Origin of the sequence: Vibrio sp. S457-15 (assembly GCF_000960545.1) — a bacterium.
In the GTDB taxonomy this organism is placed as follows: Bacteria; Pseudomonadota; Gammaproteobacteria; order Enterobacterales; family Vibrionaceae; genus Vibrio; species Vibrio parahaemolyticus.
This window is the reverse complement of the sequence record NZ_JYOQ01000168.1, coordinates 13,311-31,321: the sequence shown is the minus strand read 5'-3', so window position 1 is coordinate 31,321 and position 18,011 is coordinate 13,311. Positions and strand designations below refer to the sequence as shown.

Sequence of the window (18,011 nt, the reverse complement as noted above, 5' to 3'; positions counted from 1 at the left end):
AAAGTCATCCTACAGTTGATGAAGAACAAAATTAGAATAACAAGGATCGTTATGACTCAGTGGGCAAGTTGGAAGCAGGCAATAGTGAGCCTTGCTATGCTCGTCACTTTTTCTCTGTTTGGGCAGCAAAACGCCCAAACTCCACCAGAAGTTGTTCAAGCTCAGTTTATTGGTAATGAAACGTGCATCGATTGTCACCAAGTCGAAGTGGAAGCGTGGCAAGGCTCGCACCATGATATGGCGATGCGCCATGCTGATTCAGAATCCGTACTGGGTAACTTCGACAATCAAGCCGTTGAACATCAGGGCAAGACAAACCGTTTTTTTCGCAAAGGCGATGAATATTGGGTCAACATCCAAGGGCCAGATGGACAGTGGCACGATTACAAAATCAGCTATACGTTTGGTTGGGTGCCATTACAACAGTACATGGTGGAATTTGATGATGGGCGCATACAACTGATTCCTTTTGCTTGGGATTCGAGAAGTGTGGAACAAGGCGGGCAACGTTGGTTTCATTTATATCCAGACACGACCACAACCGATGAGTTTTACTGGACCAATACAGGGCAAAACTGGAACTTCATGTGCGCTGATTGCCACTCAACCAACTTGAAGAAAAACTACGACGCGCAAAGCAATACGTATCAAACAACGTGGTCAGAAATCAACGTTAGCTGCGAAGCGTGTCATGGCCCGGCAAGTCTGCACGTGGAAATGGCGAAGCAGGCCAAGCAAAATGGAATGCCAATTGCCACCGAAAATCATTATGGTTTTTCTCGCGATCTTTCAGCCGCAGTCAAAGAGTGGGTTTACAAAGAAGGGCACAGTACGCTTCAGCCCAAAGACATTGTGCCAACCAACCAAGTTCAAACTTGCGCTCAGTGCCACAGTCGACGTACCCAGTTGAATGAAGAAGCGGATCACGTCAAAGGTACGTTTCTTGATAAGTACCGTCTGAGTTTAATTACCCCTGAGCTCTATTATCACGATGGCCAAATTTACGATGAGGACTATGTCTACGGCTCGTTTCTGCAATCGGCCATGGCAGAGAAAGGCGTAACGTGCACAAATTGTCACGATCCACATAGCGCCCAACTAAAAATCCCAGAAGAAGCAGTATGCGCGCAATGCCATGTAGCGTCAGATTATCTGCCAGAAAACCACACCTTTCATCAAGCGAACACCGAAGCATCAAAATGCACAACGTGTCACATGCCGGAGACGACCTATATGCAGGTAGACCCGCGCAGAGACCACAGTTGGCACGTTCCGCGCCCAGATTTAAGCAAGCATATTAATACGCCCAATGTTTGTACCGCTTGTCATGATGATAAAGATGCGAACTGGGCCGATGAGCAGATTGGTCGATGGTTCCCAAAATCAAAGTATCGCAACACTCAGCACTTTTCGGTCGCATTTTATGCAGACGCGATAGGTCATAGAGGTGGTTCAGATGCCTTGGCTTATACGGCTCAAGATTCTTCCATCAGTGACATCATTCGCGCATCGGCTTTAGAGCGAATGGCTGGCAATACTGGCCAGAATACGTTGGTTGCGCTTGCGCGCGCCGTGAAACATGAGAACGAGATGATTCGACTGGGTGCTGTTGCTGGCTCGGCAGGGTATGACTTTAGTGACCGTTGGCAGATTTTACAGCCGTTGCTGAGTGACCCGGTGTTGTCGGTGCGAACCGAAGCGGCGGCTGCGCTAGTCAGTCATTATGGGGAAATGAATCCGCTACAAAGAGAGCGCATTCAAAAACCGTTAGATGAATACATGGACATTCAACGCTTTAATGCCGATCGCGGATTTGGGCGAACTAACTTAGCCAATGTATATCGCAGTTTGGGAGATGCTAATAAAGCGATCGAACTGTATCAACAAGCTATCGACATCGAACCTTATTTCGAAAATAGCTACGTCAATTTAGCGGACATGTATCGCCGACAAGGTGATGAAGCCAAAGCGGTACAAATTCTGAGTGCGGGAATGAAAGCGAAGCCGAAATCAAGTTCGCTGCCTTACAGTGCAGGGCTTGCGCTGTTAAGACAAGGCAACAGCAAACAAGCTAATCAGTATTTAAAACAGGCCGCAGAAAGCGCGAAAGATAACGCTCAGTATTGGTATGTGTACGGTTTAGCGTTGGAGAAATCCGACGTATTAGAAGCGAGTAAGGCGTTAAACAAGGCGTTTGACGTTGGTGGCGACCCACGGCATCTTTATGCCCAGTGCGAAGTGTTGGCGAGAAACTATCGACAAGGCGGCGTTGCATTTGCCTTTGAACAGTGCACCAAGCAGCTTGGTGCACATGCTCCAGAGGAAGTTATTCAACAGCTCAAAGCGACCGTGACTACAGAGAAATAGGTTCGTAATGTGCAGCTGTCAGGTGCGTTTTGATCTTCTCGCGAAGTGCAATATGAGCAGGGTTGTTTAATTCGCGCTTATGGTAAACAAACTTGTAAGGGACAGTGCGTATAGAAATGGGGCAAGGCAGAATTTGAAGCTTAAGGGCTTTGCTCCATTTGTTTGCAAAAGATTGAGACACTAGACCTAAACAATCTCGTTGTGCGACGTACAACGCCATACCAGCGATCGAAGATGTAACGAGTTCGACTTTCCTTTCTAGAATGGTTTCATGAGCGAGTTGCTCAAAACCCGACATGTTGTTCCATTTACCTGAAAACAAACAGTGAGTTTCATCATAAAATTGCTCTTTACTCAAAGAGCCTTGGATTCGAGGATGTTGCTCTCGACAAATGATGACGGCTTTTTCTTCATATGCCTCCTCCATGACAAACGCCGCATCTTTTGTGATCACTGTATCAATTACAAGATCTGCTTTTTGTTGTCTTAAAAGCTCAAATAAGATGTATTTTTCGGGAGGTGATTCGTAAAAAATCGTATTTTTTATTGGGTCCATAATGTGCAGCAGAATCTCGGAACAGTACACCTCAAAGTGTTTCTTCTCCGTGATAGCATTATCAATAATACTCACCGCTTGCTCGAACTGAGGCAGTAGTTGATACGCCGCAGATGTCAGCGTAATTCCCCGTCCTTTTTTCACAAATAATTGTTTATCTACGACTTGCTCTAAACGCTTTATTGCAGCGCTCACAGCAGGTTGCGTAAGCCCCAATTGTTCCGCGGCTTTTGTATAAGATTGGAACTCCGCGACAACAAGAAAAGTTTGGATCAAATTCAAGTCCATAATGTTACTCATAAATTCAGTTTATGGGTTAACTAATTTTGACTGCATTTATCGCCTGAAATTAGTGCTTTATCTTATATCAATAATGATATTGAAAAGCGAATATCATTTTTTAGCTATTAGTTCTTATGGAGAAACTATGAAAAAGCAATCAAAATTCAGCGGTAAAAAGCTAGCGTTAAATGCATGTACATTAGCTTTAGGCGCTACGTCTTTAATAGCCCATGCCGCTGATAAACCAAACATTGTTGTCATCATGGGTGATGACATCGGGTATTGGAATATTAGTTCATATAGTCAAGGGATGATGGGATATCAAACCCCTAATATTGATCGTATTGCAAAAGAGGGGGCCAAATTTACGGATTATTATTCTCAACAAAGCTCAACCGCTGGTCGTTCTGCATTTATCACTGGGCAAATGCCTGTAAGAACAGGGCTTACAAAAGTGGGAGTTCCAGGTGCGAAAGTCGGTATTTCTGATGAAGACCCTACAATGGCTACTTTGTTAAAAGAACTCGGGTATGCAACTGGACAATTTGGTAAGAACCACTTAGGGGATCGAGACGAATATCTACCGACAAAACATGGTTTTGATGAATTTTTCGGCAATTTGTATCATTTAAATGCAGAAGAACAACCAGAAAACGTTGATTATCCAAAGGATCCTGAATTTCGTAAAAAATATGGTCCGCGAGGTGTTATTCGTTCGAGTGCCGATGGTAAAATTGAGGACACAGGACCACTAACGCGCAAGCGTATGGAAACCGTGGATGATGAATTTTTAGATGCTGCACTTGCTTTTATTGATAAAAATGTGAAAGCGAATAAACCATTCTTTACGTGGATAAATACTACAAGAATGCATAATAAAACGCATATTAGTCCTAAGTGGAAAGGTAAATCGGGTTTAGGTGACTATGCTGATGGTATGTTGGAACACGATAACCAAGTTAAAACGATCCTAGATAAACTGGACGACTTGAAGATTGCAGATAACACTGTTGTAGTTTATACAACAGACAATGGCCCTATGGTAATGAGCTGGCCAGACGCGGGTATGACGCCATTCCGTAGTGAGAAGAATACTGGTTGGGAAGGAAGTTTCCGCTCACCTGCAATGGTTCGTTGGCCTGGTCACATTAAGCCAGGAACTGTCGTAAACGATATTATGGCAGGTGAAGACTGGTTCCCTACATTGTTAGCAGCAGCTGGTGAGCCAAATGTCAAAGGAGAGTTATTAAAAGGCAAGAAGGCTCAAGGTAAAACGTATAAAGTCCACCTAGATGGCTATAACCAATTGCCATTCTTAACTGGTAAAGAAGAGAAAGGTCGTAGAGATTGGTTCGCATATTGGAGTGATGATGGTGATTTGTTAGCTTTCCGTAAAGACCGTTGGAAATTCCATTATCAAATTCAAGAAAACGAAACTGGTTGGGCAGTTTGGGAACGACCATTCACAAAATTGCGTGTACCTAAATTATTTGACCTAAAAATGGATCCATTTGAACGTGGTGATACTAGTGATTTTTATGGCCCGTGGCAATATGACCGCCAATTCTTGATTACAGGTATTGCCTTGCCAGAAACTGCAAAAATGTTGCAAACATTCAAAGAGTTTCCTGTTCGTCAAAAGCCAGCTAGTTTTACTATTGGCATCGAAAAATAGCTAATTTCTAGCTAACCACATCAATGTGACAAGCTCTGATTAAATAGCTTGTCACATTGCCGTTTTGGGTTAAAAGCATGAAAATTTTTCCTAATCATTCCACTGTAATGGAACTTATTCCATTAAAAACATCCCAGAGACCTTCGTTGAAGGATGCGTATGTCCGTCGATTCCATGTAATGGCAAAGCCGGGCGGGGCAAAATGCAACATCGATTGTCAGTACTGCTTTTATCTGCATAAAGAAAATCTACTGCACCAAGAAAAGCAACCAAAAATGGACGACGCAACATTGGAAGCGTTCGTGAAAAGCTACATCGAAAGTCAGGATGGCGAAGAAATTGTATTCTCATGGCAGGGTGGGGAGCCAACGCTGCTTGGGTTGGACTATTTCCGCAATGTCGTAGCTTTGCAAAAGAAACATCAGCCGAAAGGCGTTCGCATTGAAAACGACCTTCAGACCAACGGCATTTTGCTAAACGATGAGTGGTGTGCGTTTTTAAAAGAACACAACTTCCTAGTTGGCTTGTCGATTGATGGGCCACGAGAGTTGCACGACAAATATCGCAAAACCCGCAGCGGTAAGCCGACGTTTGATCTGGTGATGAAAGCGGTAGATAAGCTCCAAGCGCATGGCGTGAAATTCAACGCGTTGGTGACGGTGAATCGTCACAATGCGAAATACCCGCTCGAAGTGTATCGATTTTTAACCCAAGAATTGGGTGTGACATACATTCAGTTTGCACCGGTGGTTGAAGCGAACGACTTCCAAACAACCGCACCGCAGTTTTGGAACGAACAGATGATCCCGACCAAAGGCAGTGATCTGGCGAAACCGGGTCATCCAATGTCTGTTGTGACGGATTGGTCGGTCGATCCTGAAGACTGGGGACGCTTTTTAATGGCGACCTTTGAAGAATGGGTGAATAACGATCTTGGCCGTGTACTGGTTAACCTGTTTGAAACTGCGGTAGCGCAAGTAATGGGGAAACCGTCTCAGCTTTGCGTGACGGCTGAGTTTTGTGGCAAAGGCTTGGCGATTGAGCACAATGGCGACGTGTTCAGTTGCGACCATTATGTGTACCCAGAATACAAACTCGCCAACATTCATGAACACTCATTGAATGACATGGCCTTCTCTACACGACAATACACCTTTGGCATGGCAAAACGCGAATCTTTGCCGACGTATTGTAAGCAGTGTCCCTACTTGCCTTATTGCTGGGGCGAGTGTCCGAAAAACCGTCTGATCAAAACGCCGAATGGCGAGCCTGGACTAAACTATCTGTGTTCGGGAATCAAAATGTTCTTTGATTACGCGTTACCGATGTTGGTTGGTCTTGCACAGCTTCTCCAATCTGAAGAACCGCAAAGATAACATAGTGAATATAACCTTAAGTTATTTCATTTGTTCTTATACTTAACTATTGAAAAGACGGCTTAAACCACTGAAAAGGTACCCTATGAACCACGCACAACAAGCGATAAAAGAACTCATCGAACAAACAGAAAAAAGCGTCATTGGACAAAGCCACGTGGTTCGAGCTTTAGTCATCGGGTTATTAACGAACGGGCACATTCTTCTAGAAGGTTTGCCGGGAACGGCAAAAACACGTTCTGTAAAATCGTTGGCGAACTTGTTAAACACCAGTTTTGGTCGAATTCAGTTTACGCCAGATCTTTTGCCATCGGACGTGACGGGAACCGAGGTTTATCAAGAGTTGGATGGTAAGCCGCAACTCCATTTTCAACCAGGGCCAATTTTTAACAGCATAGTGCTTGCCGATGAGGTCAACCGTGCGCCAGCCAAAGTACAAGCAGCACTACTTGAAGCCATGGCCGAAGGCACAATCACGGTAGGTGATAAAACTCACGTATTGCCAGACTTGTTTATGGTGCTTGCAACGCAAAACCCAGTAGAACAAGAGGGCACGTATCCGCTGCCAGAAGCGCAAATGGACCGTTTTATCATGAAGGTTACCGTCGATTACCCAGAAGACGACGCTGAACGTGACATCATCCGTTTGGTGCGCAGTGAAGAATTAGGTGCGGAAACCAGCAGCGAAATTATTACGCCAAAACACATCGAGCCAGACGTGGTGCTAGAAGCGCGCCGTCAGTTACCAAACATCGTGGTATCAGACCTAGTGGAGAACTACATTGTCGCGTTGGTGATGGCGACTCGTAAGCCAGAGCGTTATGCCGATTCAAACTTAGCAAAATGGATTGAGATTGGCTCTAGTCCCCGTGCCTCCATCGCACTAGACAAATGCGCTCGTGCGTATGCGTGGATGCAAGGACGTGACCATGTCACTCCTGACGATGTGCGAGCCATGGTTCCGTCCGTACTGGGCCACCGTTTTTCTTTGACCTACGATGCACTAGCAGACGGAGTCGATCACCAACGCGTCGTGCAAGAGCTGCTAGATTGTGTAGAAATTGGATAAGCGGGAGGCATTATGGCTAAGCCAACTCTTGCGCCAAAATCACAGGGGATAGATCCCCGTTTGTACTGCGATTACGCTCGCTTAGTACGCTTGCAAGCACAAGCAGAATCATTCAGTTTACTTCCACATCTAAAAGCGGGTAGCGTACTCTCAGGCCGCCACAATTCGCTGTTTCGCGGTCGTGGATTGAACTTCGAAGAGCTGCGCCATTATCAATTGGGTGACGACATTCGTAACCTGGATTGGAAAGTCACGATGCGCACAGGCAAGCCGCACGTGCGCAGCTACACCGAAGAAAAAGATCGCAACGTGATCGTGTGTGTCGACCAACGCAGCGCAATGTTTTTTGCTTCGACACAAGTAATGAAATCGGTTGTCGCGGCAGAAATCGCGGCCATGTGCGGGTGGCGCGTGTTAAAAGATGGCGACCGAGTCGGTTTTGTCATCGCATCCCAACAGGCGTTGTTTCACAGCAAGGCGCAGCGTTCGCAAAACGATCTTCTGGCTCAACTTAAGCGTCTCGCTAAAGCCAATCAATCGCTCAATGTGGACTCCCGCAATTCCGAAAAAGTGACGTTCAGTCAATGGATTGAGCTCATTAAACGCATGAAGCTCAAACAATCCACACTGATTTTTATCAGCGACTGGAGCGACTGCGAGGAGCACCATCTTGACCACCTTAAACAGCTACAACAGCACAATGATGTTCTCGCAGTGATGGTCAGTGACCCATTCGAACAAGCGCTACCAGACGATTTGGCAAAATCGAAATGGGTGGTTGGTGATGGGCAGTATCAACTCAATTTAGACAGCAAAGCAAAGGTAGAAGCCGCGAGCGCAAAGCTTGAGGCTCGAACCAACTTACAGCGTCAATCACTCTCTCAATTTATGGCGATGAAACACCTTCCGCACATCGAACTCGATACGACAGGCGAGCACATTAAACAATTTCAAAAACTGGTAGGAGGGCGTTAAATGAGTGGTCTTCCTACGCCTCCGAGTACTTACATACTCAGAGATCTACATGATGTGGCCGTGCCACCAAGCGTGAGTTGGTATCCGCAAACTATTGGCTGGAAGATTTTAGCGGTGGTTGCGCTCATTGCACTAGTGTATGTCGCGTATCGTTTGGCTCAACAGTGGTGGTGTAACCGCTACCGACAAGAAGCTCTGTTGGCGATTTCGCAAATCAAACCGAGCGACAAAGGCATGCCTAAAGCATTGTTCTCTTTGCTTAAAATTGTGTTGATTCATGTTGATAGCCGTAACGCGAAATTGTTTGATACCGCCTTTTTGCGCAAGCTCGATGCGCTATATCCGCAAACCGGAGATTCTCTAGCAAACTCGCAAGTGGTCTTTAACGATGAGCTTTCAAAGCGCTGGCTACAAAGTATTGTTGACCCAAGCGTTACGCTAACCAACGAAGAGCGAGTAACGCTTATTGCTCGTGCGAAAAACTGGGTGAGTGAACACCGCTGTGATGCTCAAAAAAGCGCGGCAAAGAAATCTCCATTATTGAAACGCAAAGCAAATCAGGGAGGTCAACATGAATGATCTTCTTGCATCGCTAACTGGTTTGTCTGGTTTTGAATTTGCTCACCCAATGTGGTTTCTGATTTTGCCGCTGCCATTGGTGGTGTACTACTTGGTGCCTGCATATCGCACTAAGCAAATGGCGATCAAAGTGCCGTTTTTTAGTCAGTTGGTGGAAGCGATTGGCGAGACGCCATCAGAAGGTGCAAGCCAGTTAACCCCAAGCTGGTGGCAACGAGCAACGTTAATTCTCTCATGGCTTTTGGTGGTGTGTGCGATGGCCAAACCCACCGTGTTAGGCGAGCCTCAAGTTCGCGAGAGTTTAGGGCGCGATGTGATGGTCGTGGTGGATCTTTCGGGTTCCATGGCTGAGCCTGATTTCACCTCTCGTACAGGTGAAAAAATTTCTCGCCTTGATGCGGCGAAAGAAGTGCTGACGGAGTTTGTTCAGTCTCGTAAAGGTGACCGATTAGGCTTGGTTCTTTTTGGTGATGCCGCTTTTGTGCAAACTCCATTTACCGCAGACCAAAAAGTGTGGCTCGAACTGCTTAACCAAACCGATGTGGCGATGGCAGGGCAGAGTACCCATCTTGGTGATGCGATTGGCTTAGCGATTAAAGTTTTTGAGCAAAGCGATAAGTCGCGTGGTGCTTTAGAACAAGATCAAAACCGTGAAAAAGTCGCGATTGTATTAACCGATGGTAATGACACGGGCAGCTTTGTCGAACCGATTGATGCGGCGAAAGTTGCGAAAGCCAAAGGCGTGCGAGTGCACGTGATTGCGATGGGTGATCCGGAAACGATAGGTGAAACCGCGTTGGATATGGACACGATTCATCGCATTGCGAAAGAATCCGGCGGTGAAGCGTTTGAAGCTCTCAACCGTGATGAACTGTCGGCTGCCTACGACGAGATTGGCAAACTGGAACCTCAACTTTACGAAAGCACCACATACCGCCCAAAACAAAGCCTTCACCATTACTTGATGGCGTTAGTGGTCATCATGCATTTACTCGCGTTCAGCGTCGCGACACTCAAAAGAAGGGCTGCAACACGATCATCATTAGGAGAGAGCGATGTTTGATTCTCTTAGTTGGACGCAATTCTTTACGCAGTTTCATTTTATCCGACCGCTGTGGTTAATGGCTTTGATCCCCATGTTTTTCTTGGTGTGGTTGCGCTGGCGAGAAGAAAGCAAACCAAGCTGGAAGGATATTCTGCCCGAACATTTACGCAATGCTTTGACGATAGGCGAGCGAGGTTGGCGCAAGCAACTGCCGCTTAAGCTCTTGATGCTGATTGTGCTACTCGCCCTTGTGATTTGTGCAGGCCCAACGTGGCAACGTGAATCTTCTCCCTTTGGTGAAGATAAAGCCTCTCTGCTTGTGGTGCTTGATAACAGCGACTCGATGCTGCAAAAAGATCTCCCACCAAGCCGCCTTGAGCGTTCCAAACAGAAAATACGCGATTTGTTAGTTGCGCGAAAAGGCGGAAAAACGGGTTTAGTCGTGTTTGCGGGCAGTGCTCATGTGGCGATGCCTGTGACTCAAGACAGCAAAGTATTTGACCCATTCTTGGCGGCCATTACGCCAGAAATCATGCCCGTGCAAGGTAAGCTTGCTGAAAAAGCCTTGCCGTTAATTGATCAACAATTGCAAGGTCAACCAGGCTCCACCGTTTTGTTGGTGAGCGACGGCGTGAACCCGGCCACAATTAAGCAATACCAAGCGTATTTTGCAGGCAAACCTTATCAACTGTTAATTCTTGCTGCGGGGAATACAGACATCGTGAGTAACAACCCGATGGATTTGGATTCTCTGCAAAAACTGGCCAGCCAGACCAACGGTCGATTGGTGGAAGTGACGGTCGATAACAGTGATATCGAACAACTGAATCGATACGTTGAGCGCAATATGCAGCTTAATGGCGAATCTTCAATGCCTTGGAAAGACATGGGTTATCAACTTCTGTTCCCAATCGCGTTGATCATGATGCTGTGGTTTAGAAAAGGGTGGTTAGTGCAGTGGTGCGTGATCGTAATGGTGAGCGGTACACTGTTGATGCCGACCAGTGCAATGGCGGAGAACATTTCTGTGAAAGCCGAGCAGCCACAAGTTGTGCAAAAAGTGACGACCTTCGACAAGGTGGCGCAATGGTGGTGGGATTTGTGGCTGACGCCAGACCAACAAGGACAGCGTTTGTTCAACCAACAAGCGTATTTAGAAGCTGCAAAACACTTTGTCGATCCATTACGCAAAGGCACGGCGTACTACTACGCTAGCGAGTTTGAGCTCGCGCACAGTGCGTTTTTGGAAATGCAAAACGACCCGTCCGAAGAGGTTCGAGATTACGGTCTTTACAATGCGGCGAGCGCATTGGCACGCCAACGTGAATATTTGGCTGCTCGCGACTTGTTAAAATCCCTAGCCAGCAAGACAACGTTGAGCGAGTCGTTAAGACCTGATGTTGAGCACAACTTGAAAGTGATTGCTGGCATCGTCGATGAGATAAATCAGATGAGTGAAAGTCAAGCCGGAACAGAGCAAGAGGCGTCAACCGAGCTAGGCGACAACCCTCAAACCGCAGAAGGAGCGGATGAACAAACGTCAGCAGAGTTGATGATTAAAGAGACGTTAAGCGCAGACGACATCTTAGGTAGCCAAGAATTAGCCGACAAGTGGCTAAAGCGAGTCGAAGCGGATCCGAAGTATTTCTTACGCGCTAAATTTCAAATTCAATTACGCTCGCCAACAACGGGTAGCTCAACTACGACAACGGAACACAATACAGAGGAGGCGGCCCAATGATGATGAATGTCCATCGCGTTACCTCTTTTGCACTTCCTGCAAGGATAGTGGCATGGTTAGTGGTTTGTTTGAGTCTGTTCGTAAGTCGTCACGTTTTCGCTCAGGATATTTACGATCTTCAACGCAATCATGGTGTTGAGTTGCAAGCGTGGGTCGGTCAACAACCAACGGCTGGGGAAAAGCGTAAAACGCCAAGTTTTAGTGTCAACGAGCAAGTCATTTTAACCATCGAAGTGGCAACGCCGCGCTGGTTTACGGGTGGGACGCGAATTGGCAGTATTGAAATGCCCAATGTTATCGCCAAACAGCGTAATCAGTTAGCCACTAACTTCACGGAGCACAAGGGCGGACAAACTTGGTCGCGTCAACGCTGGGAAGTGACTTTGTATCCACAAGCATCTGGTGATTTTGTGATTCCACCTGTCGCTGTGGGCGTTCAGGTGTCGGCGCCGGACGGCGAGAAGGTGTCAGGCACACTTTATACGCAGCCGATTAAGTTCAAAACTGTCTTGCCATCGGGATTGTTGAGCGGTGATACGCCTTGGTTTTCTGCAACGCACGTAGACGTAAAACAAGAGTGGGAAACCTCCACTGAGTCACTCAAAGTTGGGGATGCAATCACGCGTAAAATCACTATTTTGGCTCATGATTCGCTATCTGTGTTGCTACCAGACTTGTTGAAAGGAGAATCAACAACCCGTTACCAAGCGTATCCTCAACCGTACCGTCTTACAGATACGCAAACACGTGGTGATTACCAGTCAACACGCACAGAAGAGAGCGTGTACGTGATTCAACAAGGTGGTGAATTAACCCTGCCAGATTATGAGTTCCGTTGGTGGAACAGTAAGACTCAGCAAGTGGAAACGGTGGTGTTAGAGGGCAAAACATTTGCCGCGAAGCACACGTTGAAATCCTTCATCAAAACGTATTTTGCATGGATTGTTTCCACGCTTGTATTGTTGGGTTTTGTGACTGTTTCGTTGGTAGCCATTAAACGTTACTACCGCAACAGACCGACACCAGCATGGTTGACGTTCCACCGTTTGTTAAAGGCTAAACGTTGGTCTGAAGCAAGGACCGTATTGTACAAACAATTGCGTTTAAATACGGCAGAGCTGGAAATGACCAAAGCCGATTCGAGTGAATCGTGGCAAAAAAGTGCGTCGCGAATGCAAAATGGTGAAAATAGCGCTCATTTAATGAAGTCGATGTGGCGCAAGATCCAGACCAAACAACAACGTTTTAAATTCCGTATTCCGCGAGCGTTACCAGAACTGGACAAAGTCATTGGAAGAGATGGCAATGAATAAAATGGGGCGCTAATATAGCGCCTCGTTTTTATTAGAGAATAGAGTTCAAATGAGCCAAGAGTTTATGCGCCGCGCATTGGAAGTGTCCAAAAATGCGCTTCCTGAATGTCAACCCAACCCGCCGGTTGGCTGCGTGTTAGTGAAAGACAATCAAATCGTTTCAGAAGGTCATACTCAAGCTATTGGTGGCAACCACGCGGAAGTAGAAGCGCTGAATGCATATCAAGGCTCGTTAGAAGCGGTGACGGCATACGTTACGCTCGAACCGTGTTCGTTTGTAGGTCGTACGCCAGCTTGCGCGGTGACATTAGTAAAATCCGGTATTGGCAAAGTCGTCGTAGCCATGTTGGATCCAGATCCGCGCAACAGTGGTCGAGGTATCGAGATTCTAAAACAAGCCGGTATTGAGGTAGAAATTGGTTTATGCGGCAAGGAAGTCAGCGAGTTTCTTACCCCATATTTAGGCAAATCTTAATGTAAGCTTTGGCCTGCACGCTAGCTGCTCACTTATGCGGTGAATGGTGTACGTCAAAATTGAGTTAAAACTCATTAAAACAGGTCGTACCGCCCATTTCTTGTACTTGGCTGCGTTAACTATCATGCTGTTAGATTAAAATAGAAAAAGTGATTTTCGAAAAATTTAATAGCATGAAACCGACCGATCTTAATCTCATTCCCATTTTTATCGCCATCTACGAAGAGCGTAATTTGTCTCGGGCGGCGGCACGTTTAGACATCACCCAACCCGCGGTGAGTAAAGCGCTAGCAAGATTGCGCGATATCTACGACGAACCATTGTTTCACCGCAGTTCTTCTGGTGTTGAGCCAACATCGTTTGCTGTCGATATTTATCCGGCCATGGTTGCGGCGATAAAGAACTTTACCTCGACGCTGTCGGCATCGGTTGAGTTTGATCCTAAAGTTTCCAATCGCATTTTCTCTATCGCTTGCGTGTCGATATTAAGCTACGAGTTGCTGCCACAGTTGATGAAGCAGATTCACGAGTTAGCGCCGAATATCGCTTTGGAAGTGCACCCACTGTTTACTGAGGATTACGAAAGTGATCTACGCTTACAACGCTATGATTTGATTATCGATTTAGCGCCACGCGGGAGAACGGTCTTGAAAGTTGAACCCGTGATCACTGAGCGTTTGATGGTGGTGTGTAACAAAGATCACCCTCGCATCGCTGAGAGTATTTCTCAAGAGCAGTTTTTTGAAGAAGAGCACGTGGCAATATCGCAGTGGCAAAGCCGAAAAAGCATGCTGAGTGCAGAAGACATTGTTGATTTGGACAAACGCAAAATCATGTATCGAGCCGCAGGAGCACTGGAAATGTTGCCGGTTATCTGCGGTAGCGAATACATTGGTTTGATGCCAGAATCGATGATTAAGTTGTTCAGTAATACCTATCATGTGAAAGCACTGCCGTTTCCATTTGATGTAACAACTTACGATCTTTGCACCATTTGGCACCCTAGTCGCACTAATGAAAGTGCCCATCAGTGGTTGCGCGCGCAAATCAAACACGCAGGGAAAGTCATCAAGAAATAGGAAGTCCATATGAAGACAATACGAGCGATTCTAAACGGCAAAAAAGCCGGTAATCCTGAGCTAAGAGACGCCATCATGAAAATGAGAGACAGGGGCGTAGATGTGCAAGTTCGCGTCACTTGGGAATCGCAAGATATGCCGCGTCTCGTGAAAGAAGCGGTAACGGATGGTATTGAGCGTATTGTTGTTGCGGGTGGCGATGGCACTGTCAATGAGGCTGCTTCGGCACTTATCCACATTGATCATGAAAGTCGCCCTGAACTTGCCATTATTCCGCTTGGTACGGCCAATGATTTTGCGACCGCGAATCATATTCCAGATTCGATTGCTGATGCATTAACGTTGGCAGTGGAGGGGCAAGCGCTGTCTGTTGATTGCGTTAAGGCGAACGATCGTTGCTTTATCAATGTTGCGGCGGCAGGCTTTGGCGCAGAAGTGACGGCAGAAACGCCAGTTGAGTTAAAAAACTTTCTCGGTGGTGGGGCTTACACACTGACTGGCGTTGTGAAGGCGCTCGGCTTCAAACCTTATGATGGCAGCATCATTATTGAAGGGGGCCGCTACGATGGCGAAATGTTGTTAGGGGCATTTTGCAACAGCCGCTTAGCTGGTGGCGGTCAACAGCTCGCTCCCCATGCGATGATTGATGATGGTTTGATGGACTTAACGCTGGTTCGTCCGTTTTTACCGCATGAATTGCCCAAAGTCATTGAAGAGATTAACAACCCATCCGAGAAAGGCGAGTTTGTGAAACACACCCGAGCCAGTTGGTTGGAGATCGATTTTCCGAATCCTCTACCACTTAACTTGGATGGCGAACCGTATCACTCCCGTAAAATTCGATTTGAAGTGCAGCCAAAGAGTTTGAAGTTGGTGCTACCTAAAGATTGCCCGTGCGTGACGCACTAAGTCTAACCTTATGAGATGAGCAAAAACAAAGCCACCGATGGGTGGCTTTGTTTTATCACTATTTTTTACTGTTTCAACGAATAGCTCCTTGGCTAGAGGACTTTCCTTGTTAGGACTCGTTTATAGCTTTTGGATGGTATCTACGTCGATTTGCATGGTGGTCCATTCTGAATCGATTTCGCCACGAATTGCCACTTTGTCGTTTGGTGTCACGTCTAAGCCCATCCATTCTTCGTTGTCGATCTCTACTTCGATTTCGCCAGTGCTGTCTTTGAACAAGTAAGTCTCGTTACCTAGTGATTGAATGATGTGCCCAGTGAGCATTACGGCGCTGTCTTCGGTTGCGTTTTGCGCATCTTTCACTGTGTTGATTACGCTTACTTCTGGGCCATTAAAAGCGGCGAAAGCCGAGCTTGAAAGTAGGGCAAACATGGATGCCAAAATCATTTTTTTCATTATCGGTTCCTTAAATTAAAAGTAGTAAGTTGTGCCTACGTTAAAGGATGCTGTGTTTGCGTAGCTGTCTAGTTGGTATTTTGCGTTTGCGCCAATGGTGAGCTTTGGGAACACTTGGTATTCCGCACCCACAGAGAACATTGCGCCTAACTCGTTATTTTTCTCCGCGCTATGGAAAAGCGTGTTGGTCATTTCCACATCGTCGTTCGCGACAAGCTCGTATTCTTGATGTTTAGAAACCTTGGTGTCGTATTGTGTGTAAGTTAGACCCGCTTTGAATTTGGTTGTCCATTTATCACTTAATGCATAACTAAACACTGGAGCCAACGACACTTGTTTGGCTTTGATTGACGCATCCCAATCCATTTCATGATGGTAATCTTTGCCATCGATTGGCTTGATACCTAGGTTTTTTGAACGACTATCATCAAGGTCAAACTGGCTGTAACCCAGTTCCAATGCCCAGTTGTCATTAAATGCGTAACCGACAAAGCCTGAGAAAATACCATCTTCAAGTTCAGGGTTGAGTGTTACGTTGTCAGCTGAAAAGTGAGGTTCCAAATCATGGTCAGTGGTGCCTAGTCCATATTCCAGACCTACATAAGGAGCCGCAGATACCGAAACTGAGCAGGTAACAAGTAACGCAAGAAGTGTTTTGTTCATTCTAATTTTGCCTCTTCAAATCAACTTAGTGAGTAGAAGCGCATTTTGTGAGATGAAGCGTGAAGTGATCGTGAAGAAATAAAAGAATTTGGCGTGCAAATAGAAAATTCCCCAAAGCGTGGGGAATTTTTCGGTCTTGGTTCGTAAATTAATTGGGCTTCGAACAGCACTCCTGTTTAATAAACAGCGCACCAATCGTTTTTCATGTCGATAAGCTGCCAGTTGTCACGCGCATTGGCTTCGTCTAACGCTTTATCTAAGCGGCCAACGTCCGATTGACGGTCGTATTTCCACTCGCGCGCTTCGTCAGTGTGATGCACAATCATCGCCATAGAGTTTGGTTGGCTTGTCGCCCACTGCATCATCGCTTGGTCTCCGTCCGAGTTACCAACGGCGAGCACTGGTTTCTTACCAATAATGTACTGGATGTTTTCGACTTTCACTTCTTTATCATCGAGCGTTAACAGTTCGCCCAACTTCATCACTTTAGGTTGACCATCATTAAAGCTGTATTCGTACTTCAACGCACTGCCGATGATTTGTTCTTCAGGAATGTTGTACGCCTCTGGCGCCCACACGCGCATAAAGTCCACGCCACCACCCGAAACAATGTAGGTTTTGAAGTTGTTCTCTTGCAGGTAAGTAAGCATTTCGCGCATCGGCTTAAAGGTGAGGTCGTTGTAGGCTTTACCAAAGCGCTTGTCTTTCGCCGCTGCAAGCCATTGCTCAACGGATTGTTGGTATTCTTCAACGGTCATGCCGCTGTGGGTGACTTTCATAATTTGGAGTAGCGATTCTTTGCCGCCAGCAAAGACTTTCTCTAAGTCGTTTTCAATGACGGATTTAAAAGGTTCCTGCGTTTTCCATTCTGGATGCGTTTTCGCAAGGGCTTTGATTTGATCTAACGCGAACGCAATTTGGAAATAAATCGGCTTTTCTGACCAAAGTGTACCGTCGTTGTCGAACACGGCAATGCGGTCAGAAACGGGAATAAATGTTGCCTTTGAACTGTCGGTAGATTGATCGACAAAATTCACAATGGCGGTTTTGCTGTCGCTGTCTTTCCAAGAAGGGAGCAAGTTGGCATCGCAATCTTTCGCGAGGCTGGAAAAAGATAAGCTAGTTAAGACGGCAAGAGTACAGAGATGGATTTTGTTCATTATTTACCTCGATTGATTTCACTAGGTTGTGATCCCTAAAAAGGGCAATGAGGGCGGATAACCTTAAACGACCACTTACACGTTGTACTCATGTCATTTTCTCGCTCACGCGTTAGCCATGAAAATTCGCCTTCATCATAAGCAAGCGTAGTCGCATTCCTTGGTTGTGCACGAAATGAATAGCGTAATGCTTCCAAAACGCCGCATACGGGTTATCTCAAACTGCCCAAAGTAGAGTAGCAACAAGCGCCATGAAAATAGGTTATAAGCGGTATAACAAGCCTGCGGTAT

16 protein-coding genes are annotated in these 18,011 nt (G+C 46.3%); 12 read left to right on the top strand and 4 right to left on the bottom strand.

All coding sequences use genetic code 11. The features are described from left to right. The first annotated feature begins 51 nt into the window (after positions 1-51). Positions 52-2,367, top strand: a complete 2,316-nt coding sequence (locus UF05_RS17210) for a tetratricopeptide repeat protein (RefSeq protein ID WP_045546093.1) — start codon at positions 52-54, stop codon at positions 2,365-2,367. Here UF05_RS17210 and UF05_RS17205 read toward each other — a convergent pair. Beyond that, the gene (locus UF05_RS17205) at positions 2,354-3,211 is read right to left on the bottom strand and encodes a LysR family transcriptional regulator (RefSeq protein WP_020841979.1); all 858 of its coding nucleotides are present in this window, start codon (positions 3,209-3,211) and stop codon (positions 2,354-2,356) included. The two genes, UF05_RS17210 and UF05_RS17205, sit on opposite strands and share 14 nt — an antisense overlap. Before the next feature lie 139 nt (positions 3,212-3,350). Between UF05_RS17205 and UF05_RS17200 the strand changes: the two genes are divergently transcribed. The 11 genes from UF05_RS17200 to yegS all read left to right on the top strand — a co-directional run bounded on the left by UF05_RS17200 (position 3,351) and on the right by yegS (position 15,441). After that, positions 3,351-4,880 carry an arylsulfatase gene (locus tag UF05_RS17200; protein ID WP_020841980.1) on the top strand — a complete coding sequence of 510 codons (1,530 nt, stop codon included), beginning with the start codon at positions 3,351-3,353 and terminating at the stop codon, positions 4,878-4,880. Between the two features lie 107 nt (positions 4,881-4,987). After that, positions 4,988-6,256, top strand: coding sequence for an anaerobic sulfatase maturase (locus UF05_RS17195; protein WP_025632215.1), 1,269 nt, complete (start codon positions 4,988-4,990; stop codon positions 6,254-6,256). 85 nt (positions 6,257-6,341) lie between these two features. Next, positions 6,342-7,325, top strand: coding sequence for an AAA family ATPase (locus tag UF05_RS17190; RefSeq protein WP_005376549.1), 984 nt, complete (start codon positions 6,342-6,344; stop codon positions 7,323-7,325). Between the two features lie 12 nt (positions 7,326-7,337). Then, the gene (locus UF05_RS17185; RefSeq protein WP_045546092.1) at positions 7,338-8,300 is read left to right on the top strand and encodes a DUF58 domain-containing protein; all 963 of its coding nucleotides are present in this window, start codon (positions 7,338-7,340) and stop codon (positions 8,298-8,300) included. Further along, the gene (locus UF05_RS17180) at positions 8,301-8,879 is read left to right on the top strand and encodes a DUF4381 domain-containing protein (RefSeq protein ID WP_045546091.1); all 579 of its coding nucleotides are present in this window, start codon (positions 8,301-8,303) and stop codon (positions 8,877-8,879) included. Then, the gene (locus UF05_RS17175; RefSeq protein WP_005477545.1) at positions 8,872-9,942 is read left to right on the top strand and encodes a vWA domain-containing protein; all 1,071 of its coding nucleotides are present in this window, start codon (positions 8,872-8,874) and stop codon (positions 9,940-9,942) included. Before UF05_RS17180 ends, UF05_RS17175 begins: the two co-directional genes overlap by 8 nt. Beyond that, entirely contained in the window at positions 9,935-11,665 is a 1,731-nt protein-coding gene (locus UF05_RS17170) for a VWA domain-containing protein (RefSeq protein WP_045546090.1), read from the top strand. The genes UF05_RS17175 and UF05_RS17170 overlap by 8 nt, the downstream gene beginning before the upstream one ends. Then, on the top strand, positions 11,662-12,978 hold the full coding sequence (locus UF05_RS17165; RefSeq protein WP_079854140.1) for a BatD family protein: 1,317 nt from the start codon (positions 11,662-11,664) through the stop codon (positions 12,976-12,978). Before UF05_RS17170 ends, UF05_RS17165 begins: the two co-directional genes overlap by 4 nt. Before the next feature lie 49 nt (positions 12,979-13,027). Beyond that, entirely contained in the window at positions 13,028-13,453 is a 426-nt protein-coding gene (locus tag UF05_RS17160) for a bifunctional diaminohydroxyphosphoribosylaminopyrimidine deaminase/5-amino-6-(5-phosphoribosylamino)uracil reductase RibD (protein ID WP_017448138.1), read from the top strand. 173 nt (positions 13,454-13,626) lie between these two features. After that, positions 13,627-14,532 carry a LysR family transcriptional regulator gene (locus tag UF05_RS17155; protein ID WP_025794418.1) on the top strand — a complete coding sequence of 302 codons (906 nt, stop codon included), beginning with the start codon at positions 13,627-13,629 and terminating at the stop codon, positions 14,530-14,532. A gap of 9 nt (positions 14,533-14,541) precedes the next feature. After that, positions 14,542-15,441 carry a lipid kinase YegS gene (yegS, locus tag UF05_RS17150; protein WP_005454287.1) on the top strand — a complete coding sequence of 300 codons (900 nt, stop codon included), beginning with the start codon at positions 14,542-14,544 and terminating at the stop codon, positions 15,439-15,441. Between the two features lie 120 nt (positions 15,442-15,561). On the opposite strand, the gene UF05_RS17145 is transcribed toward yegS, so the two are convergent. The 3 genes from UF05_RS17145 to UF05_RS17135 all read right to left on the bottom strand — a co-directional run bounded on the left by UF05_RS17145 (position 15,562) and on the right by UF05_RS17135 (position 17,720). Further along, on the bottom strand, positions 15,562-15,897 hold the full coding sequence (locus UF05_RS17145) for a YgiW/YdeI family stress tolerance OB fold protein (protein ID WP_005454158.1): 336 nt from the start codon (positions 15,895-15,897) through the stop codon (positions 15,562-15,564). Between the two features lie 15 nt (positions 15,898-15,912). Further along, entirely contained in the window at positions 15,913-16,560 is a 648-nt protein-coding gene (locus UF05_RS17140) for an AcfA family outer membrane beta-barrel protein (RefSeq protein ID WP_031854375.1), read from the bottom strand. 176 nt (positions 16,561-16,736) lie between these two features. Next, positions 16,737-17,720: an HAD family hydrolase gene (locus UF05_RS17135; RefSeq protein ID WP_025794415.1), complete on the bottom strand. Its 984-nt coding sequence runs from the start codon at positions 17,718-17,720 to the stop codon at positions 16,737-16,739. Positions 17,721-18,011: the final 291 nt, after the last annotated feature.